The organism is Paraburkholderia bannensis (assembly GCF_014200455.1).
In the GTDB taxonomy this organism is placed as follows: domain Bacteria; phylum Pseudomonadota; class Gammaproteobacteria; order Burkholderiales; family Burkholderiaceae; genus Paraburkholderia; species Paraburkholderia bannensis_A.
The window spans coordinates 12906-38598 of the sequence record NZ_JACHBW010000035.1 but is presented as its reverse complement, the minus strand read 5'-3'; the positions used below and the strand labels follow the sequence as shown (position 1 = coordinate 38598).

General features: G+C 65.3%; 22 protein-coding genes and 1 pseudogene. 14 read left to right on the top strand and 9 right to left on the bottom strand.

The features are described from left to right. Nucleotides 1-111 precede the first annotated feature (111 nt). Complete coding sequence (locus tag F4827_RS33395) at nt 112-1476, top strand: cytochrome-c peroxidase (protein ID WP_183733001.1); 1365 nt, start codon at nt 112-114, stop codon at nt 1474-1476. Here the strand turns inward: F4827_RS33395 and F4827_RS33390 are convergent, their stop codons facing one another. Then, complete coding sequence (locus F4827_RS33390) at nt 1477-2343, bottom strand: IclR family transcriptional regulator (RefSeq protein WP_183733004.1); 867 nt, start codon at nt 2341-2343, stop codon at nt 1477-1479. Between the two features lie 127 nt (nt 2344-2470). Here F4827_RS33390 and F4827_RS33385 point away from each other — a divergent pair, with 127 nt between their 5' ends. Together F4827_RS33385 and F4827_RS33380 are read left to right on the top strand one after the other, a co-directional pair. Further along, nucleotides 2471-4852: a cytochrome P450/oxidoreductase gene (locus tag F4827_RS33385; protein WP_183733007.1), complete on the top strand. Its 2382-nt coding sequence runs from the start codon at nt 2471-2473 to the stop codon at nt 4850-4852. Between the two features lie 44 nt (nt 4853-4896). Further along, nucleotides 4897-6265 (top strand): annotated as a pseudogene (locus F4827_RS33380) (MFS transporter). Between the two features lie 5 nt (nt 6266-6270). Here F4827_RS33380 and F4827_RS33375 read toward each other — a convergent pair. Continuing rightward, on the bottom strand, nt 6271-7347 hold the full coding sequence (locus tag F4827_RS33375) for a zinc ribbon domain-containing protein (RefSeq protein ID WP_183733010.1): 1077 nt from the start codon (nt 7345-7347) through the stop codon (nt 6271-6273). A gap of 324 nt (nt 7348-7671) precedes the next feature. Next, nucleotides 7672-8298, bottom strand: coding sequence for a LysE/ArgO family amino acid transporter (locus tag F4827_RS33370; protein WP_183733013.1), 627 nt, complete (start codon nt 8296-8298; stop codon nt 7672-7674). Between the two features lie 89 nt (nt 8299-8387). On the opposite strand from F4827_RS33370, the gene F4827_RS33365 reads away from it, so the two are divergent. Continuing rightward, a complete protein-coding gene (locus tag F4827_RS33365; protein WP_183733016.1) occupies nt 8388-9299 on the top strand; it encodes a LysR family transcriptional regulator ArgP in 912 nt (303 codons plus the stop codon). Nucleotides 9300-10134: 835 nt separating this feature from the next. Next, nucleotides 10135-10608, top strand: a complete 474-nt coding sequence (locus F4827_RS33360) for a DUF3331 domain-containing protein (protein WP_183733019.1) — start codon at nt 10135-10137, stop codon at nt 10606-10608. Between the two features lie 529 nt (nt 10609-11137). Here F4827_RS33360 and F4827_RS33355 read toward each other — a convergent pair. After that, complete coding sequence (locus F4827_RS33355) at nt 11138-12412, bottom strand: MFS transporter (RefSeq protein WP_183733022.1); 1275 nt, start codon at nt 12410-12412, stop codon at nt 11138-11140. Then, nucleotides 12409-13386: a PRC-barrel domain-containing protein gene (locus F4827_RS33350; protein WP_183733025.1), complete on the bottom strand. Its 978-nt coding sequence runs from the start codon at nt 13384-13386 to the stop codon at nt 12409-12411. Before F4827_RS33350 ends, F4827_RS33355 begins: the two co-directional genes overlap by 4 nt. Before the next feature lie 603 nt (nt 13387-13989). Between F4827_RS33350 and F4827_RS33345 the strand changes: the two genes are divergently transcribed. Further along, nucleotides 13990-15369 (top strand): NCS2 family permease, encoded by a 1380-nt coding sequence (locus F4827_RS33345; RefSeq protein ID WP_260175544.1) that lies wholly within the window; start codon nt 13990-13992, stop codon nt 15367-15369. A gap of 137 nt (nt 15370-15506) precedes the next feature. Here the strand turns inward: F4827_RS33345 and F4827_RS33340 are convergent, their stop codons facing one another. Next, the gene (locus tag F4827_RS33340) at nt 15507-15887 is read right to left on the bottom strand and encodes a hypothetical protein (RefSeq protein WP_183733031.1); all 381 of its coding nucleotides are present in this window, start codon (nt 15885-15887) and stop codon (nt 15507-15509) included. A 69-nt stretch (nt 15888-15956) separates the two neighbouring features. Between F4827_RS33340 and F4827_RS35930 the strand changes: the two genes are divergently transcribed. The 3 genes from F4827_RS35930 to F4827_RS33330 are packed head-to-tail and all read left to right on the top strand — an operon-like array spanning nt 15957 to nt 17609. Then, nucleotides 15957-16505 carry a metalloregulator ArsR/SmtB family transcription factor gene (locus F4827_RS35930; protein WP_311735615.1) on the top strand — a complete coding sequence of 183 codons (549 nt, stop codon included), beginning with the start codon at nt 15957-15959 and terminating at the stop codon, nt 16503-16505. Beyond that, on the top strand, nt 16436-16843 hold the full coding sequence (locus F4827_RS33335; RefSeq protein WP_311735616.1) for an SRPBCC domain-containing protein: 408 nt from the start codon (nt 16436-16438) through the stop codon (nt 16841-16843). The genes F4827_RS35930 and F4827_RS33335 overlap by 70 nt, the downstream gene beginning before the upstream one ends. Nucleotides 16844-16865: 22 nt before the next feature. Further along, nucleotides 16866-17609, top strand: a complete 744-nt coding sequence (locus F4827_RS33330; RefSeq protein WP_183733077.1) for a thioredoxin family protein — start codon at nt 16866-16868, stop codon at nt 17607-17609. Nucleotides 17610-17711: 102 nt separating this feature from the next. On the opposite strand, the gene F4827_RS33325 is transcribed toward F4827_RS33330, so the two are convergent. Together F4827_RS33325 and F4827_RS33320 are read right to left on the bottom strand one after the other, a co-directional pair. Further along, nucleotides 17712-17894 carry a hypothetical protein gene (locus F4827_RS33325; RefSeq protein ID WP_027821027.1) on the bottom strand — a complete coding sequence of 61 codons (183 nt, stop codon included), beginning with the start codon at nt 17892-17894 and terminating at the stop codon, nt 17712-17714. A gap of 148 nt (nt 17895-18042) precedes the next feature. Continuing rightward, nucleotides 18043-18942, bottom strand: a complete 900-nt coding sequence (locus tag F4827_RS33320) for an NAD-dependent epimerase/dehydratase family protein (RefSeq protein ID WP_183733037.1) — start codon at nt 18940-18942, stop codon at nt 18043-18045. 105 nt (nt 18943-19047) lie between these two features. Here F4827_RS33320 and F4827_RS33315 point away from each other — a divergent pair, with 105 nt between their 5' ends. The 4 genes from F4827_RS33315 to F4827_RS33300 all read left to right on the top strand — a co-directional run bounded on the left by F4827_RS33315 (nt 19048) and on the right by F4827_RS33300 (nt 23313). Further along, nucleotides 19048-20010: a LysR substrate-binding domain-containing protein gene (locus F4827_RS33315; protein ID WP_183733040.1), complete on the top strand. Its 963-nt coding sequence runs from the start codon at nt 19048-19050 to the stop codon at nt 20008-20010. Nucleotides 20011-20130: 120 nt separating this feature from the next. Then, a complete protein-coding gene (gene hutH, locus F4827_RS33310; protein ID WP_183733080.1) occupies nt 20131-21657 on the top strand; it encodes a histidine ammonia-lyase in 1527 nt (508 codons plus the stop codon). A 58-nt stretch (nt 21658-21715) separates the two neighbouring features. Continuing rightward, nucleotides 21716-22411: a histidine utilization repressor gene (gene hutC / locus F4827_RS33305; RefSeq protein ID WP_183733043.1), complete on the top strand. Its 696-nt coding sequence runs from the start codon at nt 21716-21718 to the stop codon at nt 22409-22411. A 236-nt stretch (nt 22412-22647) separates the two neighbouring features. Continuing rightward, nucleotides 22648-23313, top strand: a complete 666-nt coding sequence (locus F4827_RS33300) for a hypothetical protein (RefSeq protein WP_183733046.1) — start codon at nt 22648-22650, stop codon at nt 23311-23313. A gap of 27 nt (nt 23314-23340) precedes the next feature. On the opposite strand, the gene F4827_RS33295 is transcribed toward F4827_RS33300, so the two are convergent. Continuing rightward, entirely contained in the window at nt 23341-24219 is an 879-nt protein-coding gene (locus F4827_RS33295; RefSeq protein ID WP_183733049.1) for a LysR substrate-binding domain-containing protein, read from the bottom strand. Nucleotides 24220-24353: 134 nt separating this feature from the next. Between F4827_RS33295 and F4827_RS33290 the strand changes: the two genes are divergently transcribed. Beyond that, nucleotides 24354-25670, top strand: coding sequence for an aminotransferase class I/II-fold pyridoxal phosphate-dependent enzyme (locus F4827_RS33290; protein ID WP_183733052.1), 1317 nt, complete (start codon nt 24354-24356; stop codon nt 25668-25670). The last annotated feature ends 23 nt before the right edge of the window (nt 25671-25693 follow it).

Genomic DNA, 25693 nt, shown 5'->3' with positions numbered 1-25693 from the left:
GCCCGAAACATTGGCTGGGTTGCATTTCGTCGTATTCTCCGTGCTTATGCTCGTCCACTTTGCAGCCCTTAACAAAAGTGCATAACACCTTCTAAGCCGACACTGAAGCCGATGACTGTTTTCCACGCAAGTCTGGCGGCGCGCCGCGCCGTCACGACTGCGCTGGCCGCCGGCGCCACCGCGCTGGCGGCTTTTGTCGCACCGGGTATCGGTGCGGCGCAGGCGCAGTCTCATGCCGCAGCAAGCCCTGCCACCACGGTAACCACGCTCAGCACTGCAAGCGTTACGCCGCTCAGCGACACCGCCGCGCTCGGCAAGCTCATCTTCAACGATACCGCGCTGTCCGCCTCGGGCCGCATGTCGTGTGCGAGCTGCCATAGCGCGGCGCATGCGTATGGACCGCCCAATGGCCTCGCCGCGCAGCTCGGCGGACCTGACTTACGCACGCAAGGTACGCGCGCAGTGCCGACGCTGGGCTACGTGCTCAACCGCACGCCCGTGTGGACGCATGTGCAGGCGGCCAGCGTCTTCGAGCGCCTGACCGACGCCGACAGCCCGCCCGCCGGCGGCTTCGGATGGGACGGCCGCTTCGACAGCCTGCACGACCAGGCGCTGTTCCCGCTGTTCAGCGCGAACGAAATGGCCAACCGCGATCCCGCCGAGGTGGCCGCGAAACTTTCGCGCGCCCCTTACGCGGCGCGATTCAGACAGGTCTTCGGCGAGACGATTTTCGCTTCGAACGACGCGGCGCTGCGTCAGGCGATGATGGCGGTGGAGCGCTACGAACTCGAAGACCCGAGCTTCCACCCCTACACCAGCAAATTCGACGCGTTCCTCGATGGCAAGGCGGAACTGAGCGCCAGCGAAATGCGCGGCAAGAAGCTCTTCGACGATCCGAACAGCGGCAATTGCGCGTCCTGCCATATCGACCAGGTGGGCGCGAACGGCGCGCATCCGCTCTTCACGGACTTCCAGTTCGAAGCGCTGGGCGTGCCGCGCAATCCCGAACTGCGCGCGAACCGCGATCCGAACTATTACGACCAGGGCCTGTGCGGCCCGGTGCGCACCGACAAGCTCAGTAACAAGAGCTACTGCGGCCTCTTCAAGACGCCCACGCTGCGTAACACGGCTACGCGCCGGGTGTTCTTCCACAACGGGCGTTTTCACAGCCTGCGCGACGCGCTGCGCTTCTATGTGGAGCGCGATACCGCGCCGCAGAAGTGGTATTCGAAGGACGCGCACGGCCATGTCGTGAAGTTCGACGATTTGCCGGCAGCGGTGCGCGATAACGTCGACGTGCTGGACGAACCGCTCACGCGCAAGGCGGGAGGCAAGCCGGCGTGGAATGCGCGCGATATCGACGATGTGATCGCCTTCCTGAAGACGCTCGACGACGGCTATTTGCCGAAGTCGCAGCCGCAGCCGCAACCTGGTAAAGCGTTCGTGAAGGTGGGCGCGCCAGTCGGGCGTTCCTGATCAGGCCGCGGGCGCAACGTAGCCGAGCAAGGCACTCGCAGCAAGCGCTTCGTTGCGCACAGTACGGCCAATTGCGCCCTCGGGCGACGGGTCGAACCCACCGGTCGCGCCGAGCGCCGTGAGCACGGCGCAAATCCTGCCGCTGTAATCGAACAGCGGCGCGGAGACCGCGCTAATCCCTTTTAGATAGGTATCCTTGATACTGACGCAGCCTTGCGCGTGGGCTTGAGCCTGCACGTCGCGGCGCAGCGCGCCAACAGGATCGTGCGCGTCGCGCGCTTCCAGCAGCGCACGCAGATCGGGCGCGGCATGCGCGAAGTCTTCGCGTGCCATCTCCAGCGTGCGCCGGTCGTCCAGCAGGCCAAGAAACACGCGGCCCGTCGATGACCAGAGCAGCGACATCACCGACCCCACGCGCGCATTCACCGTCACCGGCAGGCCCGATTCCTCGAAGCGCACGATGGTCGGCCCCTTGTTGCCCATCACCGCGACGAAGGACGTCACTTCGAGCGATTCGCGCAACCGCGCGAGCGCGGGCTCGGCCACGCGTACCGGATCGGCCTGACGCATCGCGGCCACGCCGATCATCATCGCTTCGGTGCCCAGGCGGTATTGCTGCGTCGCGCTGTCCTGCGCGACCAGTCCTTCCTCGATCAGGCTCACCAGATAGCGGTGCACCTTGGCCGGACTTTCGCCGACATGCGCGGCGAGACCCGACAGACTTGCCCGTCCGCCCATGCGCGCGAGGCCCTTGAGCACGGCCATGCCGGTCTGAGCGGACTGCACGCGTTGACGTCGTTCGCGCGTGGTGGCAGCGAACCCGGGTGCCGAAGCCCCGGAAACTGTCCCTGGTATCTCTTTTTTCATATGGTGATTCTAGATGCGCGGCCACGGTGCCCGTATGACCGCATGTTTCGAGGTTAACCCCTATCTCTGAATTACGCAATGCGTACTAGAGTTACGCAAATTGAAATGCGTTGCAGGAGACGGCGGCATGAGCGAGACGACTTCCCAATCCACCGCGGCGGGGCGCTGTCCCTTTCCCTTTCCCCATTCTTCCGCCCCATCGGCAAACGCCTCGCCGGCAGGGCAGGTGCGTTGCCCGGTGAGCGCGAACGCCGCGGCCTTCGATCCGTTCAGCGACGGCTACCAGCAGGACCCGCCCGAATACGTGCGCTGGGCGCGCGAGCAGGAGCCGGTGTTCTACAGCCCGCAACTGGGCTACTGGGTCGTCACGCGCTACGACGACATCAAGGCCGTATTCCGCGACAACCTTACGTTTTCCCCGTCCATCGCGCTCGAAAAGATCACCCCCACCGGCCCCGAGGCCAATGCGGTGCTGGAGTCCTACGGTTACGCGATGAACCGCACCCTGGTGAACGAGGACGAGCCTGCACATATGCCGCGTCGCCGCGTGTTGATGGAGCCGTTCACGCCCGACTATCTCAAGCACCACGAACCGATGGTGCGCCGCCTCACGCGCGAGTACGTCGATCGTTTCATCGACGATGGCCGCGCCGATCTGGTGGACCAGATGCTGTGGGAAGTGCCGCTCACCGTGGCGCTGCACTTTCTCGGCGTCCCCGAAGAAGACATGGACTTGCTGCGCCAGTATTCGATCGCGCACACGGTCAATACCTGGGGCCGTCCGCGCCCGGAGGAGCAGGTTGCCGTGGCGCACGCGGTGGGCAACTTCTGGCAGTTCGCGGGCAAGGTGCTCGACAAGATGCGCGAGCACCCCGACGGCCCCGGCTGGATGCAGTACGGCATTCGCATGCAGCAGACCCATCCCGAGGTGGTCACGGATTCGTACCTGCATTCCATGATGATGGCGGGCATCGTGGCCGCGCACGAAACCACCGCGAACGCCACCGCCAATGCGATGAAGCTGCTGCTCCAGCATCCGCATGCGTGGCGCGAACTCTGCGGCGATCCCGGCCTGATTCCCAATGCGGTGGAGGAGTGCCTGCGCCATAACGGCTCGGTGGCCGCGTGGCGGCGTCTTGCCACGAAGGACGTGCGCATTGGCGGCATCGATATTCCGGCGGGCGCGAAGCTGCTGCTCGTCACGTCCTCGGCGAATCACGACGAGCGCCATTTCGCCGATGCCGATCTGTTCGACATCCGCCGCGACAACGCCAGCGATCACGTGACGTTCGGCTATGGATCGCATCAGTGCATGGGCAAGAACCTCGCGCGTATGGAGATGCAGATCTTCCTTGAGGAATTCACGCGCCGCTTGCCGCATATGCGGCTGGCCGATCAGCGCTTCAGCTACGTGCCGAATACCTCGTTTCGGGGTCCGGAGCATCTTTGGGTGGAGTGGGACGCCAGCCGCAATCCCGAACGCTCGCAGCCCGCGCTGCTGGAGGCGCAAGTGCCGGTGCGTATCGGCGAGCCGTCTGCGCACGCGCTGAGCCGCGCGGTCGTGGTCGAGCGCGTGGAGGCGGTGGCCGACGGCATCGTGCGACTGCGTCTGGTCGCGCCCGGGGGCGGCGCGCTGCCGCGCTGGACGCCGGGTGCGCACATCGACGTCATGTGCGGGCAAAGCGGTGAAAGCGAAGAAGCCGGGTTTGCGCGTCAATACTCGCTGTGCGGCGACCCCGCCGATGCTGGCGCGTTCGAGATCGCCGTGCTGCGCGAAGCGCAGAGCCGGGGTGGCTCCGCCTGGGTGCACGACACGCTGCGACCAGGCATGCGTCTCAAGATTCGCGGGCCGCGCAATCATTTTCGCCTTGACGAAGAAGGCCGGCGCGCGATCTTTATCGCAGGCGGCATCGGCATCACGCCAGTGAGCGCGATGGCGCGTCGCGCGCGCGAACTCGGCATCGATTACGAGCTGCATTACAGCGGCCGCTCGCGCGCGAGCATGGCGTTTGTCGACGAACTCGCGCAACTGCATGGCGCGCGTCTGCGCCTGCACGTTTCCGAAGAAGGCACGCGTCACGACTTCGGCGCGCTGAAGGTGGATGCGCACACGCGCGTCTACGCCTGCGGTCCGGCACGCATGCTCGACGCCTTGCAGACGGCAAGCGCCGCGTGGCACGAAGATGCATTGCGCGTGGAGCACTTCGCGGCGAGCACAGGCAGGCTCGATCCCGCCAACGAACACGCCTTCGAAGTCGAACTCAGGGATTCAGGGCTGGTGCTCAGTGTCGCGCCGGACCAGACCGTGCTCGACGCGCTGCGCCGCGCCAATATCGATGTGCAGAGCGATTGCGAAGAGGGCTTGTGCGGCTCGTGCGAAGTGCGCGTGCTGGCGGGAGAGGTCGATCATCGCGACGTGGTGCTCACGCGTGCGGAGCGGGAGACGCAATCGCGCATGATGACGTGTTGTTCGCGGGCGAAAGGCGCGCGTCTGGTGCTGGAACTATAAATAGTGCGTGTGGGAATCCTGAGAGACCAGGTTTGGAGCGAGGCATGAGCAGAAACGTGGAAGTAACGGCCGCCATCGACGCGAGCCGCTTTGGGCCGTACCAGTTGCTGGTCGTGGCGCTGTGCGCGCTATGCCTCGTGATGGACGGTTTCGACGTACAGGCGATGGGTTACGTCGCGCCGGTGGTGATCCGCGAGTGGGGCATCGCGAAGGAAACGCTCGCGCCGGTATTTGGCGCGGGGCTGTTCGGCATGCTGGTGGGCTCGCTCACATTCAGCACGGTCGCCGACAAGATCGGCCGCCGTCCGGTGCTGATCGGCGCGACGCTGTTCTTTTCGGCCTGCATGATTGCGACGGGCTTTGCGCATTCGATTGGCGAGCTGGTGTTCTGGCGTTTCGTGGCCGGGCTGGGCCTGGGCTGCATCATGCCGAACGCGATGGCGCTCGCGGGCGAGTACAGCCCGCGCCGCATTCGCGTGACGCTGATGATGATCGTCTCGTGCGGCTTCACGCTGGGCGGCGTGGTGGGCGGGCTCATCACCGCCGCGCTGATTCCGGCCTTTGGCTGGCGCGCGGTGTTTTTCGTGGGCGGTGCGATTCCCTTCGCGATGGGCGTGCTGATGTGGCTGGCGTTGCCCGAGTCGATCCAGTTCCTGCTGTATCGCCGTAACGCGAGCGCCGATGCAACGAGCCAGCGTGTGCGCCGTCAGCTCGCGCGTGTTGCGCCTGAATTGCCGCTGCCCGCCGATGCCGTGTTCACGAGCAGCGAAACGCGCGCGCGGCGTGCCCTTCGTCGAGCTTTTCAAGGAAGGCCGCGCGCGCGTGACCGTGCTGCTGTGGATCGTGAATTTCGCCAACCTGCTCGATATGTATTTCCTCTCGAACTGGCTGCCGACCGTGATCCGCGAGGCGGGTTATTCGACCCAGACCGCCGTGCTCGGCGGCACGGTTCTGTGGGGCGGCGGGGTGCTCGGCACGCTGCTGCTGGGCCGCCTGATCGACCTCGCGGGCTTTACGCGCGTGCTCGCCACCACCTTCGTGATCGCCATCGCGGCCACGGCGGCGATCGGCAATCCGGCCGTGATGGTCTCGGTGGCGGCGATGTTTCTCGCCATCTTCCTCACGGGCTTTTCGATCATCGGCGGGCAGCCCGCGCTCAACGCACTCGCGGCGACCTACTATCCGACCGCGCTGCGCTCCACGGGCATCGGCTGGAGTCTCGGCATCGGGCGGATCGGCTCGGTGGTGGGGCCGGTGCTGGGCGGTGCGCTGATGCATCTGCAGTGGTCGTCGGCGTCGCTGTTCGCGGCGGCGGCCGTGCCGGCCTGCGTATCGCTCGCGGCGATCGTGGCGATTCATCGCGCGAAGGTGGGCACGACGGGCGCCGCCGAAGCGGTGCAAGCGACCCATTAGACCCATTAACCCGGCGTGCCGGCGGCCTCGTCGTCGGCACGTTTGACGTGCGTGCCGCATTGATTGCAGAACGGAAAAAACGCGAAATTGCGCGCACCGCAGCCGCAGACTTGGAATAGCCGCAGCCCGCAATGAATGCAGAAGGAAACCTGTTCGCCCCCCAGGTTCCAGGGCTTGTCGCATGACGGACAGAGCTTCTTCTGGTACGCACTGATGGCCTTTTCGTAAGCCACCGAGCGCGCGCGTTCGCTCTGGCTTTGCTGCATTTCGGCGCGTTTGCGTTCGACGTAGCGCTGGAACGCGCGCAGCATGTACAGCCCCGCGAACACCGTGAGCGCAATGCCCACTAGCACGCGCACATAGCCGCCAAAATTCGGCAGATACGGCACCAGCTCCACGAAAAACGCACTGAGCGCGAACAGCCCGAAGCCGTAAATGAAGGGCCAATAGCGGCTCTTTCGATGCTTCACGATCAGCCACACGGCGATGAGCAGAACCGGCAGCGTGAGCGCGAGACGCCAGCCGAAAACCGTGAGTTCGTAGCGTTTTTGCGCGGCGGCGTAGCGTGCGTCGGCATCGGCCTGCAGGCGGCCAAGCTGGGCGTTGATGGTTTCGCTCTGCGAATCGAGCTTGCGTTGCTGGTCGGCGAGCGCGTCGCGCTGATGCTGCCAGTTCAGCGCGTTCGCCTGCAGGACATCGAGCTTGCGGGTACGCGACAGCAGTTCGATATCGTTGCGGTTGTCGCCGGTCGCGCTGCGCGTCGCCAGCCAGTTACGCAGGCTTTCCTGTGCGTCGTGGTATTCGGTGGAGGCGCGCTCGTAGCCTGTCGAAAGCGTTTGCGCCTTGTCGCCCAGCGCGCTGCGCTGGCGCTCGATCTCGCGCAACTGCGCATCGAGCGGCGCGCTCGCACGGGTATCGACGAACTGCCCGGCAGCGGGCGGGCCGCCGTGCGGCACGAACATGAGATCGCGGATCACGAGGCTGCCCAGCATGTCGAGAAAGCCGGCAAACACGATGGCGATGATCCACGAAGCGATCTGCAAGAGGCGGGCGGGCCGCGAGTAAGCCTGACTGGTAGTCATGGGCAAGGTCTGCAATGGCGCAATCGACAGCCGTGTGTTGAGCGGGTGTTGCTTGAGCGTCGCTGGGCCGTGGTTGAGGGAACCGCATGATCATCGCGGCCTATTTTACGAGGCTGGAAGACAGGCGCACGGCAAATGCGCAGGCGCGGGGCTGCGTTGATTCACGTCGCATACGACGGACAACGTGCCCGGAGGGGCTCGCGAGCCTGCCAGCCCTGGCCCGAGGAGACCAACCGGCGGGTGGTGGAGGTGGTCAGCGATCTGCTGTTCACGCCCACGGCGAACGCCCTGGCCAATCTCGAAGCGCAACGATCAACGCAACCTTCAACGCAACTGCGTGAACGCAATCAGCAGCACCATCGAGCCGATCGCGCCGTCGAGCACGCGCCACGCGGCGGCGCGCTTGAAGAGCGGAGCGAGTGCGCGTGCACCATAACCCAGGCCGATAAACCACACTGCGCTCACGCACATCGCGCCGATCGCAAACGCCAGGCGCGCACCTTCCGGTTCGCGTGCGCCGGCCGTGCCGATCAGCAAAAACGTGTCGAGGTAGACGTGCGGATTGAGCCACGTAAAAGCCAGCGTCATGAGCATGATTGGCCAGGCGCGTTGCTCGGGCGCGTTCTGCGCTTTCGCGCTTGCGGCCGCGTCCATCACTTCGTGCGAGGGCTTGACCGCGCGACGCAGTGCGCCGATGCCGAACCACACAAGCCACGCGAGGCCCGCATAGAGCACAAGATGCACGAAGGTCGGATAGCGTTCGACGAGCGCGGACGCGCCGCCCACGCCCGCGCCGATCAGGATGAAATCGGACAGCGCGCACAGCAGCACGATCTTGCCGACATGCGAGCGTAGGATGCCCTGACGCAGCACGAAAGCGTTCTGCGCGCCGATGGTGACGATAAGCGAGGCGCACAGTGCGGCGCCATGAGAAAAAGCGAGCCAGTTCATGATTGGACATTGCAGGGGAACGGCGCTAGTCTGCCGCCGTGGGCCGATTAAGCAAAGCTCATTTTATTAAGGCCGAATAAGGAACGCTAATGCTCGACTATGCGCTGCTCGATGCGCTTGCCGCCGTGGTGCGCCACGGTTCGTTCGATCGCGCCGCGGGTGCGCTCAATGTCACGCCTTCGGCGGTCTCGCAGCGCGTGAAGCTGCTGGAGGAGCGGGTGGGCGCGGTGCTCGTCAAACGCGGCCAGCCCTGCGTCGCCACGGCGGCGGGCGCGCTGCTGTGCCGTCATACCGAACGCGTGCAACTGCTCGAAGCCGAACTCGGCGGCGGCATGCCGACGGTGGCGGGCGGGCTTGAGGTGTCGTCGCGGCCCACCTTGCGCGTGGCCGTCAACGACGACAGCGTGGGCACCTGGTTTATCGACGCCGTCGCGCCGTTTTGCGTCGAACGCGGCATCCTGCTCGATCTCGTGATCGACGATCAGGATCATACGGCGCAGCGCATGCGCGACGGCAGCGTGCAGGGCGCGGTGACGACCCAGGCCGAACCGGTGCAGGGCTGCCGCTCCACGCGTCTTGGCCGCATGCGCTATCTCGCGGTGTGTTCGCCCGAATTCTTCGCGCGCTATTTCGCGCAAGGCGTCGGGCGCGAATCGTTGCGCCGCGCGCCCTGCGTGGAGTTCAACCCGAAGGATCAGTTGCAAAAGCGCTTCGTGCGCCGCATCACGCGCGCGCAGGTCGATGCGCCGCTGCACTGGATTCCGCACGTCGCGGGTTTTCTGCGCTGCTGCATGAGCGGACTCGGCTGGGGCATGTGTCCGGAGCGCATGATTGCGCCGCATCTCGCGCGCGGCGAACTCGTTGAATTGACACCGGGACGCGCGCTCGATGTGGAGCTTTACTGGCAGAGCTGGCGGCTCTCGATTGGCTGGCTCGACGATTTCGGCGCGATGCTGCGCCAACGCGCGGCCGACTATCTCGATCAAGGGCGCGGCGCGTAGAGCGATCCGCGCAGCAGACGCCGGCAGCGCCTTGTGCGCTGCCTGAGCATTCATGTCATACGCATGACACGCATGACATTACCCGCCATTCAGGCAGTCTTTAGCCGCCAATTGAAATTTTGTTTTCCATGCAGGTAATCCCGGCGCCGCTATTAAAAAACTAACAAGGGCTATTGACGCGCTGCCGGTTCATGTGATTCGATCCATTGGCGCATGACAATACGACTAAAGTGCAATTGAATTTTTATTAACGATTCGTGAAATAGTGGTGTGTCTCACAATTGACTCAGATGGCGCCCACATCGCTTCATGCGACAAATCCCCACACCGTGTTCACGTGACAGCCGGAGTGAAATTTCCGGCTGTCCGCGACAAAACCGGTAATGCGTTTCATTGATCGGACGACATGCGACGCGCCGCAAAGGTGCAACCCCGCGAGCGTCGGAGCCCCTGGGAAAGGCCCGCTGGCCGCCCACTGGCTGGGCGTTGGGGCTGGCGTGGACGGGTTCGCGTGCAAACGGCTCCTGGCGCTCAATAGTCTTGCTAATGCTTTCCGAAGGTCTGCATAAGATCATGCTATCCGGTTATTTTTTCCTGGACGGAATGTTAAACATCAAAAAATCGGCAAAAAGTGCGAATGTAAAGAAACCACTATTGCTATCCTGCAATCTCGATTGAAAGCATCATGTCTGGCCTTTTGTCCTGCTTTGAGATATATCGTGTGAAAATTCAGTTTTTTCTGTGGAGTGCCAGAATCGCACGCTATAATCCCGACGTGGCAGAGTGCTTATTCGACCGGCATATTTGAATCGTTTCCACGTGCACGAGGTGCATTATGACGAAATTAGATACCGGCAGCGCATGGCAACAAACTATTGATCTTCTGACCGCAGCTTCGGAGCCGCCAGGCCCGGACGGCGAGCCCGAAGTCATCAGGAGCTGCAAACCGGTACCCATCACACGCAGCGCATCGGAAGCGGCCAATCGGCGCCGCGCCACCGTGCGGTCGTGGGATGCGCAAGGCATCACCTTGATCCGGCGTCATGATCCGGACAGCATCACCGTTTGTTGGAGCGACGCCACCTATGGTCGCTACTCCGACCAGTTGTGGCGGATTTGCACGGCGCGTCGCAGCGCAGTGTGCGCGTTGACTGGCGAGAAGATTCGCCGGGGCGACGCGGTATTCCGCCCGAGCCCGAATCGCCGTCATCGTCCGGCCAATGCCGACGCGATGATACTCGCGAGCAAGCTCGACGCATTCCCTAGCGGCGTGGTCGCTGCGCGTCTCGATGAGGCGCTGGCGGCTTAAGTTCGCTATGTGAAGAACGGCGCGGGGCTGCATGGGCTCCACCGCACGGTCCGCGTCATGCGGGCTTTCGTTGCACAGCCGTACCTTCCAGCATCTCCTGTAGTGAAATCAGTGGTTCGTCAGGGCGGGTTGAACGCCTGGCGGGCGCGGGTTTCGCTGCGGGCGACTGCACATGTGTATTCGCGCGTTCTCCTGCGCTGGCGGGCCTCATGTGAGGTCGCGCGTCGGCACATCCATCGTTCGCTTTTTGTTTCTTCTGTTCTCTTTTTGTCTGCGGATTCGCGGACTCGCGGATGGGCGATGCTGTTGCTGTTGCTGTTGCTGTTGCTGTTGCTGTTGCTGATGTCATCGCGTCGCAATCGACATTGGAGCAACGCTCAAACAGCCGGCGATTTTTGTTTGCGCAAAACAGAGCGGGGCGCCACTGCCGCGCCCGGTCAGGCGACGGCGGCGGCGCCCCGCAGTGGCGTCCCGATCCCGGGCGCTGAATCGATACTGAGTCGATACTGAGTCGATATCGGGCCGGGCGTCAGGCCAGCTTGTCGCTGGCAGTTTCCTCTTCGATCGCGTCGCGCGTTTCCGGCATCACGAGCCATACCATCAGCACGGCCGCAGCACCCGCCGAGGCGAGGCCAAGGAAGCTCACGGTATTGCCGAAGTGATCGGCGATAAAGCCCGCGAGTGCCGTAGACAGCGTCGCGCCAATCCCCGCCGACAGCCCGAACAGCCCGATGCACAGGTTGTAGCGTCCCTTGCCGCCCGCCACGTCGGCGGCGATGAGCGGCAACATCACGCCGAACACGGCGGCCGAAAGACCGTCCAGCATCTGCACCGGCACGAGAAAGTACGGATTGCCGACCGCCGCGAAAAGCAGGGCGCGCAGCGGCAGGGCGCTGAAACCCAGGATCAGCACCGGGCGGCGACCCCAGGCCTGGGCGGTGCGGCCCACCCACGGCGACATCAGCGCGACGATGGCTTGCGGCACGATGATGCAGGCGGCAATCACGAGCTGGACGTTATCGCCCATGCCCGCCGTCACTTCCCCGGCGGCGAGGTTCAGCATCGCCGCATTCGAGAGGTGGAACAGGATCACGCAGCCCGCGAAGGTCAGCATGCGGCGGTCGCGCAGCAGATCGAAGATCGTCTCGCGGCTGCCGTCGGCTTGAGCTGTCAGGGTGTTCGCCGTCTTGAGGGGCTTGTGCGCGGGTTTGGGGGAATTCGCGTGCTTGTCGTATTCGATCATCGCGAGCGCCACCAGCGCGGGCAGCGCGAGCGCCGCCGTCAGCCAGAACACCGCGCGCGGCGAGACATACTCGCCGCACAAGCCCATCAGGCCCGCCGCGACCGCGCTGCCGATCGAGGCCCAACGCGCATTGCGGCCGAGCCGGTCGCCCAGATTCTGGCGGCCCACCAGCGCAAGCGCGAGCGCCGCCATGGCCGGCACCAGCATGCAGCTGGCGAAGCCGTGGAACACTTCGGCGGCCATCACCGGCACGACCGTCGGGCTGACGGCCAACAGCATCGCCGAAATAATGATCGCGATGATCGCCCACGCGGCCGCGGCCTTCTTGTTCTTGAGCGCGTCGACCGCCGCGCCGCCCGGCACCTGGCTGACCATCGCGCTGATCGTGCCCACCGACAGCGCCAGGCCGATCTCGCCCTGGGTCCACTTGTGCGAAGCCAGATACGAGGCGATGAACGGACCGAAGCCGGTCTGCACGTTCGCCACGAAGAAGTTCAGCCAGTCGAGCGCGCGCACGCTTCGCAGGCTGGGTGTGAGTTGCGTCGTGGTGCCTGTCGTCATTGGGCACCGCGCGCGGAAGCTGCCGGCGCGGCCGGATTAGCCGCCGCGGCTGCGGGGTTCGGGCTCACGGCACGCACCGGCTGGTCATTCTGGTAGGCCGGCGAGGCGTCGAGCTGCTGGTCGCTCATTTCGAGCTGCGCTTCGAGCGCGTTGTTCTTCGTGACGAAGTGCAGCGCCGACCAGTCGGCGGCGATGGTGCGCCGTTTCTCCAGCAGATCGCTCACGTCGAGCACCACCGCGAGCGGCGCGGCGCTGCCGTCGATCAGCACGTCCACCACGCGGCCCACCTTTGCGCCGTTCGGGCGCTCGACCGTGGTGTCGAGCATCGGCAGGCGAGTGGGGCTGGCCTCGGGCGCCCCGGCCTGGCCGCCGCCGGCCTTGGGCCGGTCGGGGATCTGCAGTTGCGCGGGGGTGAGCGCGAGCGTAATGGCGGGCGTCTTTGGCTGCACGTTGATGCGCACGGCGCTCCAGGGGAAATGCGCCTTGCGGTCGCCCACGCCCATGAAGCCTTGCAGATTCACGACCACTTCCTGCGGCTTGCCGCCGGGACCGGCGACCATGTCGACGGCGCGGCCCACCACCTTGCCGTCGGGTTTTTGCACTTCGCTGTCGAGCAAGGTGCGGAAGCTGCCACGCTCGATCGTGCGGGTCTGCACCAGCGGGGCGGGCGGCGGTGCAACCGGCGCGCTTGCGGGCGTGGGCGGCGGCGGCGCCACGCGACGCGGCTTGCGCGGCGCGGGGCGCGGCTTGTGCTGCGCGGGTCTGGTGCTGGTGCCGGTGTCGCTGGCGGCCTCGGGCGCGGAAGCCTCTTCCGGCTCGCTCGCGGGCATCTCGGGCTCGCTTGCGGCGACAGGCGGTTCCGGCTCGGGAGGCGCAGGCGAGCGGAACAGCGAACAACCCGACAATGCCAGCACCGTGAGCAAGGTCAGGACCGACGTAAGGGATACAGCAGGACGTGCGAAACCGCCTCTCATCTACAGAAACTCCAGGAGCGGCCGGCGCGTGGCGCGCGGCGGGGAAAAACCGGGTCGTGAGAGTTTAACCCGCATGGGTCGGTAATTCGCCTTAAACAGTCGTTAATCTGCTGACAAATGCCTTCCGGGCCTTTCCTGATAATCCCGGTTTTGAAAGCGTGTAATGCGGCTGGATTCAATGCGGCTGGATTATTTCCCGATCCGCGATAGCTTGACTTGTTGCACCCGTCGTTGCGACCCTCGCAAGCCGCGCGCCCGATGTCGTCCCCCGCGAGCCCCACGCGCCACGGGGTATACGCGAAGCCCGGCGGCCCGCTGCGCCTTGCATACGGCGATATACGCATCGCGGCATGTCCTCAATGCGATTTCCGCGATGGGAGCTTATGACGCCTTGGCCTAACCTTCGAACCTGTCAAAAGATGTCAAAAAATAGACATGCGCCCCAAGAGCGCATCTGGCTGTGCGTCGACACCCACAAGTCAAACCTAAGAGACGAACCTGATGACGGGCCCCAAGGTGATGCGGGACCGTTTCAGCATGCTGATAAAGGAGGCACTCACCATGATGGAACCCCACGCACAGCCATTGCCCGACGCGGCAATCATGGCTGATCCAGCCCTTCGGGACAGCGAGGTCGATGAAACCCTCGCCGAAGCGAGCGGCTTCCTCGACCGTTATTTCGGCATCCTCCAGCGCGGCAGTTCCGTGCGCCAGGAATGCATTGCCGGCGTCACGACCTTCCTGGCGATGGTGTATTCCGTGTTCGTCGTGCCCGGCATGCTCGGCAAGGCGGGCTTCGACACCAGCGCCGTATTCGTGGCCGTGTGTCTGACCACCGCGTTCGGCTCGCTGCTGATGGGTCTGTGGGCACGCCTGCCGATCGCCATCGGCTGCGCGATTTCGCTGACCGCCTTCACGGCTTTCGGCCTCGTGCTGGGCAAGGGCCTCAAGCCCGAAGTCGCGCTGGGCGCGGTGTTCCTGATGGGCATCGTATTCACGGCGATTTCCGTGACCGGCGTGCGCTCGTGGATCCTGCGCAATCTGCCGCACGGCATCGCGCATGGCACGGGCATCGGCATCGGGCTGTTTCTGCTGCTGATCGCGGCCAACGACGTGGGCCTCGTAGTCAAGAATCCGGGCGCGGGCCTGCCGGTGTCGCTCGGTCATATCACCTCGCTGCCGGTCATCATGTCGGTGGTGGGGCTGGCGGCGATTTTCGGTCTCGTGCGCCGTCGCGTGCCGGGTTCGATCCTGATCGTGATCGTGGCGATTTCGGCGCTCGGTCTCGCGCTCGATCCGGCCGTGCAGTTCCACGGCGTATTCGCGTGGCCGTCGCTGTCGGCGCCGGGGCATGCCTCGCTGATCGGCGCGATGGACATCAAGGGCGCGCTCTCGCTCGCCGTGCTGCCGAGCGTGCTCGCACTCGTCATGACCGCCGTGTTCGACGCCACCGGCACGATTCGCGCCGTTGCGGGCCAGGCAGGCCAACTCGACGATAAAGGCCGCATCATCAACGGCGGCCGCGCGCTGACGGCGGATTCGCTCAGCTCGATCTTCTCGGGTTTCTTTGGCGGCGCACCGGCAGCGGCGTATATCGAGTCGGCCGTGGGCGTGGCAGCGGGCGCGAAGACGGGTCTTGCCGCCGCGCTGGTGGGTCTGCTGTTCCTCGCGGTGATGTTCTTCGCGCCGCTCACCGGCCTGGTGCCGTCGTACGCCACCGCGCCGGCACTGATGTACGTGGGCCTGATGATGCTGTCGAGCGTCGCGCGTCTGGATATGGCCGATATGGTCGATTCGATGGCCGGCCTCGTCTGCGCCGTGTTCATCGTGCTGACGGCCAATATCGTCACGGGCATCATGCTGGGTTTCTCGACGCTCGTGATCGGGCGCATCGTCAGCGGCGAATTCAAGAAGCTCAACATCGGCACGGTCATCATCGCCGTGGTGCTCGCGGCGTTCTACCTGGGCGGCTGGGCCATCTGATGCATTGACATCCTCGTTGACATCGTTGGTCCCGCCATCGGCAGGACGGAACGCCTGGCGGCCCGTCCTGCCGGCTTCACGGCCCGCGTGCGCTTCTGGCGGCGCGGGCCGTGCGGCGTTCTGGGCGCCGGGTTTGCTTACTTCGGCAGGATGCTTTTGCGGCTGCGCTTGCGCGGCGTGGGCTCGACGCCCACGCGCGGATCGCGCGCGAGCACCAGCGCGACCAGTTGTTCGGCGGTGTCCTCGAAGGCCGCATCGTCCTGCGGCACAAAGAGCCATTTGCCGAGCACGGGATGCGGGCGCAGCGCGGGAAATTCGCCGATCAGCGCCTCGTGCTGCTCGCGCGAGGTGGCGACCAGCAGGCCATTGAAGGGCTTCGCGCGGTCGGCGGCGATCAAACACAGCAGGCCGTCCACGTAGGCGGCGTCGCAGCCGAACATCGGCTTGCGCACGTAGGTGGCTTCGCGCTCGAAGGCATCGAAGATCCAGAGCAGCGAATTGCGGATTTTGGACGGCATGGCGCGCTTCAAGAGGGATCGGCAGGGAACCCCCATTCTAGTGGCGAGCTTGGCCGGGCATGAGCGGGCATGAGCGGGCTTGACATCGGCGGCTCGCGACCTATGCTTAACCGCATGGTTAAGTATGAAGACGAAGCGCTGAACCGCACCTTCGCGGCGCTCGCGGATCCCACCCGGCGAGCCTTGCTCGCGCGCCTTGCGCAGCAGGAAGTGCTGTCCGTTAGCGCGCTCGCGCAGCCCTTTGCGATATCGCTGCCCGCGGTGATGAAGCATCTGGACGTGCTTGCCGAAGCCGGACTCGTCACGCGCGAGAAAACCGGCCGCACGGTGGCGTGCCGTCTCGCCGCCGGGCCGATGGAGGACGCGGTGCAATGGCTCGCGCACTACGAGCGCTTCTGGAGCGGGGCGCTCGATCGTCTGGCCGCATTCGTGGAGGAGGACGCATGTCAACCCACACCCCAGCCGAAGCCGATGCAGGAAGCGGCGGCCCCGCTCGCACCAACGGCACCGCCAGTGCCGACGCCCCCAGTGCCGACGCCCCCAGCCTCATCCTTCGGCGCCGTATCAACGCGAGCGCCGCGAAGGTCTACGCGGCATGGACGCAAGCCGCGCAACTGATGCGCTGGATGCACCCGCTCGACACGATCTGCCTGCATGCCGAGGCGGATGTGCGCGTAGGCGGACGTTTTCGCGTGCTGATGCGCTCGCCCGACGGCGAGGAGCACGACGTGAGCGGCACGTATCTGGAGGTGGTGCCGGAATCGAAGCTCGTCTTCACGTGGGCATGGCGCAGCACGCCGGAGCGCGAATCGCGTGTGAGCGTGACACTGCGCGCCGACGGCAGCACCACGGAACTGATGCTGCGCCACGAACGCTTCTTCGACGAGGCGGCACGCGATGCGCACCGCGAAGGCTGGTCGAGCGCGCTCGATCATCTGGTGGACCTGTTCGAGTGAAGCCCCCAAGGAGGAAGACATGATGGAACCGCACAAGATCGTTTCGGAGACCGAATGGTTGGCGGCGCGTGAAGCGCTGCTCGCGCAAGAGCGCGAATTCACGCATGCGCGCGATGCGCTGGTGGCCAGACGCATGGCGCTGCCGTGGGTGAAGGTGGAAAAGCGCTACACCTTCGAGACGCCGCAAGGCGAGCGCACGCTCGCGCAGCTATTCGGGCCGCGCAGCCAGTTGCTCACTTACCATTTCATGCTGGGACCGCAATGGGAAGAGGGGTGCCCCGGCTGCTCATTTCTGTCCGATCACATCGACGGCATGCTCACGCACCTGGAGCACCACGACGTCACCTATGTGGCGGTCTCGCGTGCGCCGCTCGCAAAGATCGAGGCCTTTAAAAAGCGCATGGGCTGGCATTTTCCGTGGGTATCGTCGTTCGGCAGCGACTTCAACTTCGATTACCGCGTCTCGTTCAGCGAGGCGGACAAGGCACGCGGCAAAGCCGTCTACAACTATGCGGAGCAGGACTACATGAGCGACGAATTGCCCGGCATCAGCGCGTTCTATCGCGATGAAAACGGCAACGTCTATCACACGTATTCGGCCTATGCGCGCGGCGTGGAGATGGCGCTGGGCACTTATGCGCTGCTCGAATTCACGCCGAAGGGGCGCAACGAAAAGCAGAATATGGGCGAATGGATGCGCCATCACGACCGCTATGAGGACGCCCCGCAACAGCACGCCTGCTGCTCGCACGAGCAGAAGCCCTGACAGGAAGAAGCGGGAAAAAAGCAGGGAAAAAAGCGCAGGACAGGAAGGCGCAAGCCGCTGGAAAGCGATTGTAAGTACAACGAAGCCGCGCGCCTTCGTGTCCTAGAGGGACATTTCGAAAGCGGGGCGTAGCAGGACTTCGATCGCCATCACGATCAGTCCCATCGCGGCAGCGGCGAGCGTCAGCGTGCCATATTCGTCGTAGCGCGCGTCATAGAGGCACGCGACCACGAACAGAATGGCGAGCAGATTGGTCAGCCAGTCGAAGTTCAGCGCGAGAAGCATCGGCGTATCCGGAGGCCGGGCAGAAAAACGCGCCGGCAGATAGTGCAAACCGGCGCGATTTTATCGGATCGACCTTACGGATACGCAACAATAGTGTGTTGCCGACCGCGTATTTTTGCGGCCGGCTTCATCCAGCGTCGATCCCGCTTCAAACAACCGGCATCTCGTCGCGAATCCAGTCCGTCACCGACGTGCGCTTTGGCGTCCATCCCAGCATCTTGCGCGCGCGCTCGCCGCGCACCCGGCTGTTCGACCCCAGCCCATACGAGGCCATTTCGTAGCCCCATTCCTCGATGGCCTGTTCGAGCGGCCAGTCCTGCGGCGCACCCAGCCCCATCTTCTGCGCGAGCGCGGCCGTCATGGTGCGGAAATCCGCTTCGCCGCTTTCAACGAAATAGAACGTGCCTGCGGGGGTGTTCTCAAGCGCGAGGCGGTAGAGCCCGGCCACGTCGTCGATATGCACGTTCGACCAGATGTTCAGCCCGCGTCCGACATGACGCATCACGCCGCTCTTCTGGGCCTGGCGGATGAGTCGCGGCAACTGCACGCTGGCCGTGCCCGGCACCGCACCCACGCCGTAGATCAGCGTGTTGCAGAGCACCGCGCTCTTCACGCCGCGCTGCGCGCCGGCCAGCACGAGATCGTCGATGGCCACGCGTGCCGCCTTGTCCGGCGTCGGGGCGGGCAGGGCGTCTTCAAAGTAGATCCTGTCGGTGGCTTCGCCGCCCGAGGCGTCCCCGACGATGCTCGAACCGCTGGTATGCAGCAAGGTCTTGCCCGAGCCTTCGAGCGCGTCGAGCAGCGCCTCGACCGCGCCGCGATGGTCGCTGCTGGCGGCGTTGATCACGGCGTCGGCGGCGCGCGCTTCACGCATCAGCAGTTCGCGATCGTCGAGATCGCCCGCTACCGGCGCGATGCCGAGCGCTTCGAGATCGGCGAATTGTTCCTTGCGGCGCACGAGGCCTCGCACTGCATGGCCCGCACGCGCAAGATGCGCGGCAATCGTGCCGCCGATAAAGCCTCCGGCGCCGGTGACGAATACTTTCATGGGTTCTCCGTTGAGTCGGTGATTCGGTATGAACGGCAGTATCGCGGCATTCGGATTTTGCAAAAACCGTGTTAGTCTCAAATGAATCTTGACTGCGAATCAACAATGAAAACCTCGACCGACGAATTGCTCGTATTCGTCACGGTGATCGATGCGGGGTCGATCACCGCCGCCGCTGAAAAACTCCAGCAGACCGTCTCCGGCGTAAGCCGCGCGCTCACGCGCCTCGAAAAGCAACTGGGCGTCGCGCTGATTCTGCGCACCACGCGCCGGCTGCAACTGACCGAGGAGGGCGAGCTATTTCTCGAACGCGCGCGCGCCATTCTCGCCGCGATGGAAGATGCCGAAGAGGCGGTCACGCGCCATCGTGAACAGCCGTCAGGGCGCTTGCGTGTGGATGCGGCCACGCCCTTCATGCTCCACTGCATCGTGCCGCACATGACGGCGTTTGCCGCGCGCTATCCGGATATCCAGCTCGAACTCACGAGTAACGAGCGCATCGTCGATCTGCTGGAACAGCGCGTGGATATCGCAATACGCATCGGTGCGCTGCAGGATTCGACGCTGCATGCGCGCTCGCTTGGCGTGAGCCGTCGGCGCGTGGTGGCGAGCCCCGCCTATCTCAAGGCGCATGGCACGCCGCGCACGCTGCAGGCGTTGCACGCGCACCGGCTGATCGGCTTCACCGCGCCTGCGCAACTGAATCGCTGGCCGTTGCGTCTGCAAACCGGGCCCGCGAGCGGCGACAGTAACGGGGCAGAGAGCGCACAGGGCGCGCAGGGGGCACTCTTCGGCGACGATGCCAACGAAGGTCTGGCGATCCATCCCGCACTCGCGGCGTCGAGCGGCGAGACGATCCGGCAGCTCGCGCTGGGCGACGCCGGCATCGCCTGCCTGTCCGATTTCATGACCGCCGCCGACCGCGCCGCGGGCCGTCTCGTGACCGTGCTCGACGACGCGCTGCTCGCCGAGCGCCAGCCGATCCACGCGGTCTACTATCGCAGCGCCGCGCTGGCCGCGCGCGTGCAGTGCTTTCTGGCGTTCATCGCCGGGCGCCTGGAGCCGTAACGAAATCGCGAACGCAGGCCGCAGGCTAGTGGATAGTCCCAGGTCGGCGGCAGTGGCAGAGAGGTTGTCTATACAGGCGCGCCAGGCTAGACTGCCCGTCACTTGTATAGACAGGATTCGATCATGCTCCTCACGCCCGGCCATCTGACCCTGCCGCAACTGCGCCAAATCGCCCGCGAGTCGGTGAAACTCGAACTCGATCCCGCAAGTTTTGCGGCGATCGACGCGGGCGCGCGCGCCGTCGCCGACATCACGGCCAAGGGCGCGCCCGCCTATGGCATCAACACGGGCTTCGGCCGCCTCGCCAGCACGCATATCCCAACCGATCAGCTCGAACTGCTGCAGCGCAACCTGGTGCTCTCGCACGCAGTGGGCGTGGGCGAGCCGATGTCGCGTCCGGTCGTGCGCCTGCTGATGGCGCTCAAGCTTTCCAGCCTTGGCCGCGGCCACTCGGGCATCCGCCGCGAAGTGATGGACGCGCTGATCACCCTGTTCAACGCCGATGTGCTGCCGCTGATCCCCGTGAAGGGTTCGGTGGGCGCTTCGGGCGATCTTTCGCCGCTCGCGCACATGTCGGCAACGCTGCTGGGCATCGGCGAAGTCTTCATTCGCGGCGAGCGCGCCAGCGCCGAAGCGGGCCTGGCCGCAGCCGGCCTCAAGCCGCTTACGCTGCAAGCCAAGGAAGGTCTCGCGCTGCTCAACGGTACGCAAGCCTCCACGGCGCTCGCGCTCTACAACATGTTCGCGATCGAAGACCTGTTCCGCACGGCGCTGGTTTCGGGCGCGCTCTGCGTGGACGCGGCCGCCGGTTCGGTGAAGCCGTTCGACGCCCGCATCCACGAACTGCGCGGTCATCGCGGCCAGATCGAGGCGGCGGCGGCGTATCGCGCGCTGCTCGAAGGCTCGGCGATCAACCTGTCGCATCAGGATTGCGACAAGGTGCAGGACCCTTACTCGCTGCGCTGCCAGCCGCAGGTGATGGGCGCGTGTCTCGACCAGATGCGTCACGCAGCCAACGTGCTGCTGATCGAAGCCAACGCGGTGTCGGACAATCCGCTGATCTTTCCGGAAACGCACGAAGTGCTCTCAGGCGGCAATTTCCACGCCGAGCCGGTGGCTTTTGCAGCCGACAATCTCGCGCTGGCCGCCGCCGAAATCGGCGCGCTGGCCGAGCGCCGCATCGCGCTCCTGATCGATGCGACGCTGTCGGGCCTGCCACCGTTCCTCGTCAAGGATGGCGGCGTGAACTCGGGCTTCATGATCGCGCACGTGACGGCCGCGGCGCTGGCTTCGGAAAACAAGACGCTTGCGCATCCGGCTTCGGTGGATTCGCTGCCGACCTCCGCGAACCAGGAAGACCACGTGTCGATGGCGACCTTCGCCGCGCGCAAGCTCGCCGATATCGCCGAGAACACCGCCAATATCCTCTCGATCGAACTGCTGGCCGCCGCCCAGGGCGTGGATCTGCGTGCGCCGCACGCCACCAGCCCGGCGTTGCATCACGTGATGCAGGCGGTGCGCAGCGAAGTGCCGCACTACGATCTGGACCGCTACTTCGCACCGGACATCGCGGCGGTTACGCAACTCGTGCAGAACGGCGCGATTGCGGCGCACAGCCCGTTCTCGTTCGAGTCGCAGGCGCGTTAAGCAGCGTGCGCGGGCCTTGCATGAGGCTTGCGCCGCTCGCCTCCTTATCGAATCCACGATGAACGCACCCGCATACCAGGGCATCAAGGACTTCATCCTCGCGCGCATCCATGCGGGCGAGTGGGGCGAGGGCGACCAGGTGCCGTCGGAGAACGAACTGGCGCGGGATTTCAAGGTCGCGCGCATGACCGTGAACCGCGCGCTGCGCGAGCTGACCGCCGAGCAGGTGCTCACGCGCGTGCAGGGCGCGGGCACCTTCGTCGCGCGTCCCAAGTACGAATCGACGCTGGTGGCGATCCGCAGCATCTCCGACGAAATCCTGGCGCGTGGTCATGGCTATCGCGCGCAGGTGCTGGAAATCGGCGCCATCGACGCCGACGACGCACTCGCGGACGAAATGGGCCTGCGCGCAGGCGCAACGCTGTTCCGTTCGCGCGTGCTGCACTTCGAGAACGACGAGCCGGTGCAACTGGAAGAGCGCTGGGTCAATCCCGCGCTCGCGCCCGACTATACGCAGCAGGACTTCACGCAAACCACGCCAAACCAGTACCTCGTGCGCGTCGCGCCTTTGCAGCGCGTGGAGTACCGTATCGAGGCGCTCGCGCCCGAAGACGGCACGCGCGCTCATCTGGCAATGAAGGCCGCCGAGCCCTGTCTCGTGCTGCATCGCCGCACGTGGTCGCGTCAGGCCGTGGCGTCGGTGGCCAACCTCTGGCATCCGGGCAGCCGGTATCGCTTTACCGGGCATTTCTGATACTTCGGACTATTTGCACGTAGTCCGAAGTATCTGGCATCTGCAAATCCGTCATCTAACGTTTCGACCCCGCTTCTAGCGGCTGAAAACGCCTTTCTCTCATTTTCCTTTCGGCTGTGACCCGTGTTGCGACGCGGCCGGCGATCTGCGGCACGCGGGTTGCATCATGCCTTGCGATGCAGCTAACCTTGAGGAATTGGCCAGGCAATCCTGGCCCGCAAGGGAGGACCTGAGCGATGGAAGATTCCGGCGCAGCGCTCATGCCCGTGTGGCGCGCGAATCTCGCGATGCTCACCCGCGAAGTGGGCGCGGTCACGCGTTTGGCGCGGATGATGACGTTTTCCGAAAGTTATATGAAGCTGATCGTGTCCGGACGGCGCGACTTCAGCGCGGAGTTCGTGCGCGGCGTGGAGGCCGTCACGGGCCTGCCCGAAGGGTGGATGGACGAGCGCCACGAGACGGGCGAGGTGCCGCCGCAGGCGCGCGCCGCCATCGCCGACGAAGCGCCGCGTGCACGCTTTCGCGGAACCGCGCACCCCGTACGCAAGGCGCCGGTGCTGCGTGCCGAGCCCATTTTCGGCCAGCGCGCGGGCAGCCGGACCGATGCTCCGGGCGGGACGCCAGCGGGCGCGGCAAAGCGCCCGGCGGGCACGCGCAAGATCCGCGAACTGGCCGCGCAGGACGTGCGCAAGCTCGAACGCCATCTGAGCATGCTGCCGGTCGAGCCCGGCGCGTTGCGTGCGCGCATCGAGGACGTCATCGCGCAGACCGAGCCCGACGAGCACGTGCGCGCCGATCTCGAAGGGCGTCTGGAGCAGATCGAGAAGCATCGCGAGTTGCTGCTGCGCCACATTTCGCGCCTTTACGCACTGCTCACGCGCACGGGTGACGAAGAACCCTGAAGCGTCGCCGCCCCCTTACATGCATGCTTAAACGCGCAGTTCCGCGAGAATCTGCTCGGCGAGAAAGTCGCAGGGCGGCCGGTTAGAACGCGCGCTGCGCGCGAGCACCACTTCAAGCTCCGGCAATTCAGGCAGGCCATGCTGGCGGCCCAGCGTCACGAAGGTTTCGGGCACGGCGCAGCGCGCGAGCGGCGCGACCGCGAGACCCGCCGCCACCATGCTGCACAGGCCCATCAGGCTCGGGCTTTCGTATGAAGTGCGATAGGTGATGCGCTCGCGTTCGAGCGCTTCGATGGCGTTTTCGCGCGCCACGCTGCCGGCGCTGAAAAGGGCGATCGGCAAGGGACGCTCACGCCAGATCTCCCGGCCGATCGCCGCGCTCACGCCTGCGGGCGGCCCGGCCCACACCATCGGCTCGAAGCGGATGAATTCGCCCGCCAGGCTAGCCGAGCCCGTCGTGCTGGTCACGCAGGCCAGATCGATCTTGTTCTCGCGCACCAGCGGCGCCAGCGCGCTGCTTGGCAGCCCCACCACCTGGATTTCCACCTTCGGCCAGTTCGCCGAGAACTTGCGCAGCACTGGCGGCAGCAGCGACGACGCATAGTCGTCGGGCATGCCGATCGACACGCGGCCCTTGACCTCGGGATGCGCGAGCGAGGCCCATGCTTCGTCGCGCAGCGCCAGCATGCGCCGCGCATAGCCGATCAGCGTATGGCCGTCGGGCGTGGGCGTCACGTTGCGCGGCGCGCGGATAAAGAGCGGCTTGCCGATCGCCTCTTCGAGCGCACGGATCTGCATCGACACGGCCGCCTGCGAGCGATGCACCAGCGCCGCGCCGCGCACGAAGCTGCCGGCGTCGGCCACGGCCACCACCATGGCGAGCACGTCGAGATCGAGGGTCTTCATGATTTCAGGCTGAAAAACGGTTTGCTATCAGAAAATCTGATCGAAAAGTTCAATATAACGCGTTTGCCTGAAGATGGCGACGTCCGTATGCTGGACTCAAACCGATCCATAGACCACCCAAACCAGGGAATGCGATGTCGATAAGCCCGATGCACTCGCAGGATAGTTTGAACTACGAACGATTCCGCCAATTGCAGATGCAACTGGATCTCTCGCGCGGCAAGCCCGCGCCCGAACAGCTCGATCTCTCGCAGGCCTTGATCGACGAAGCGGGGCAGGCGGGCTATCGCGCACGCGATGGCTTCGACTGCCGCAACTATGGCCTGCTGCTGGGACTGCCCGAGGCGCGCGAACTGGGCGGCGAATTGCTGGGCGTGGCGCCCTCGCAGGTGGTGGCGGCGGGCAATTCGAGTCTCGAACTGATGCACGATGCGCTCGCGTTCGCGTTGCTGCATGGCGTGCCGCAAGGCCAGCGGGGCGAATCCGGCCAACCCGGCGAACCTGACAAACGGGGCGAACCTGACGAACGCAGCGCGCCGTGGCGCGCGCAGGGCGATATCGCGTTCCTTTGCCCTGTGCCCGGCTATGACCGCCATTTCGCGATCTGCGAGGCGCTGGGCGTGCGCATGATTGCCGTGCCGATGCGCGAAGACGGCCCGGATATGGACGTGGTCGAAGCGCTCGTGCGCGAGGACGCCTCGATCAAGGGCATGTGGTGCATGCCGCTCTACAGCAACCCAACCGGGGCGATCTACGCCGACGAGGTGGTGCGCCGCCTCGCCGCCATGCCCGCCGCCGCGCCGGATTTCCGGCTGTTCTGGGATGACGCCTATCGCTTCCATCACCTGACCGATACGGCGCACGCGACGCTCGACGTGCTCGCAGCAAGCGCGGCGGCGGGTCATGCCGATCGCGTGCTGATGTTCGCCTCGCTCTCGAAGGTCACGATTGCGGGCGGGGCCTTGGCCTGGCTGGCCGCGTCGCCGCGCAACGTGGCCTGGTGGCAGCGCTGCGCATCGTCTCGCACGATCGGCCCGGACAAGCTCAACCAGTTGCGCCATGTGCGCTATCTGCGCGACCGGGCGACGCTCGATGCGCTGATGGCCCGCCATCGCGCGCTGCTCGCGCCCAAGTTCGCGGCCGTCGATGCAGTGTTGCGCGAGCGTCTCGCCAAGGTGCCGGGCGTGCGCTGGAAGGTGCCGCAAGGCGGCTATTTCATCAGCCTCTATGTGCCGCCGGGTCACGCGCGGCGTACCGTCGAACTCGCGGGCAAGGCGGGGCTCGTGCTGACGCCGGCGGGCGCGGCGTTCCCTTATGGCGTCGATCCGCACGACAGCCATCTGCGCATCGCGCCGTCGTTTGCATCGCTCGACGAGGTGAGGCTGGCGGCGCAGGGGATCGCCGTGTCGCTGCTGCATTCGCTTGAGACCAGCGAGGCCTTGGCCGGCTAAGGCAGCGGCGGCGCGGGACGGCA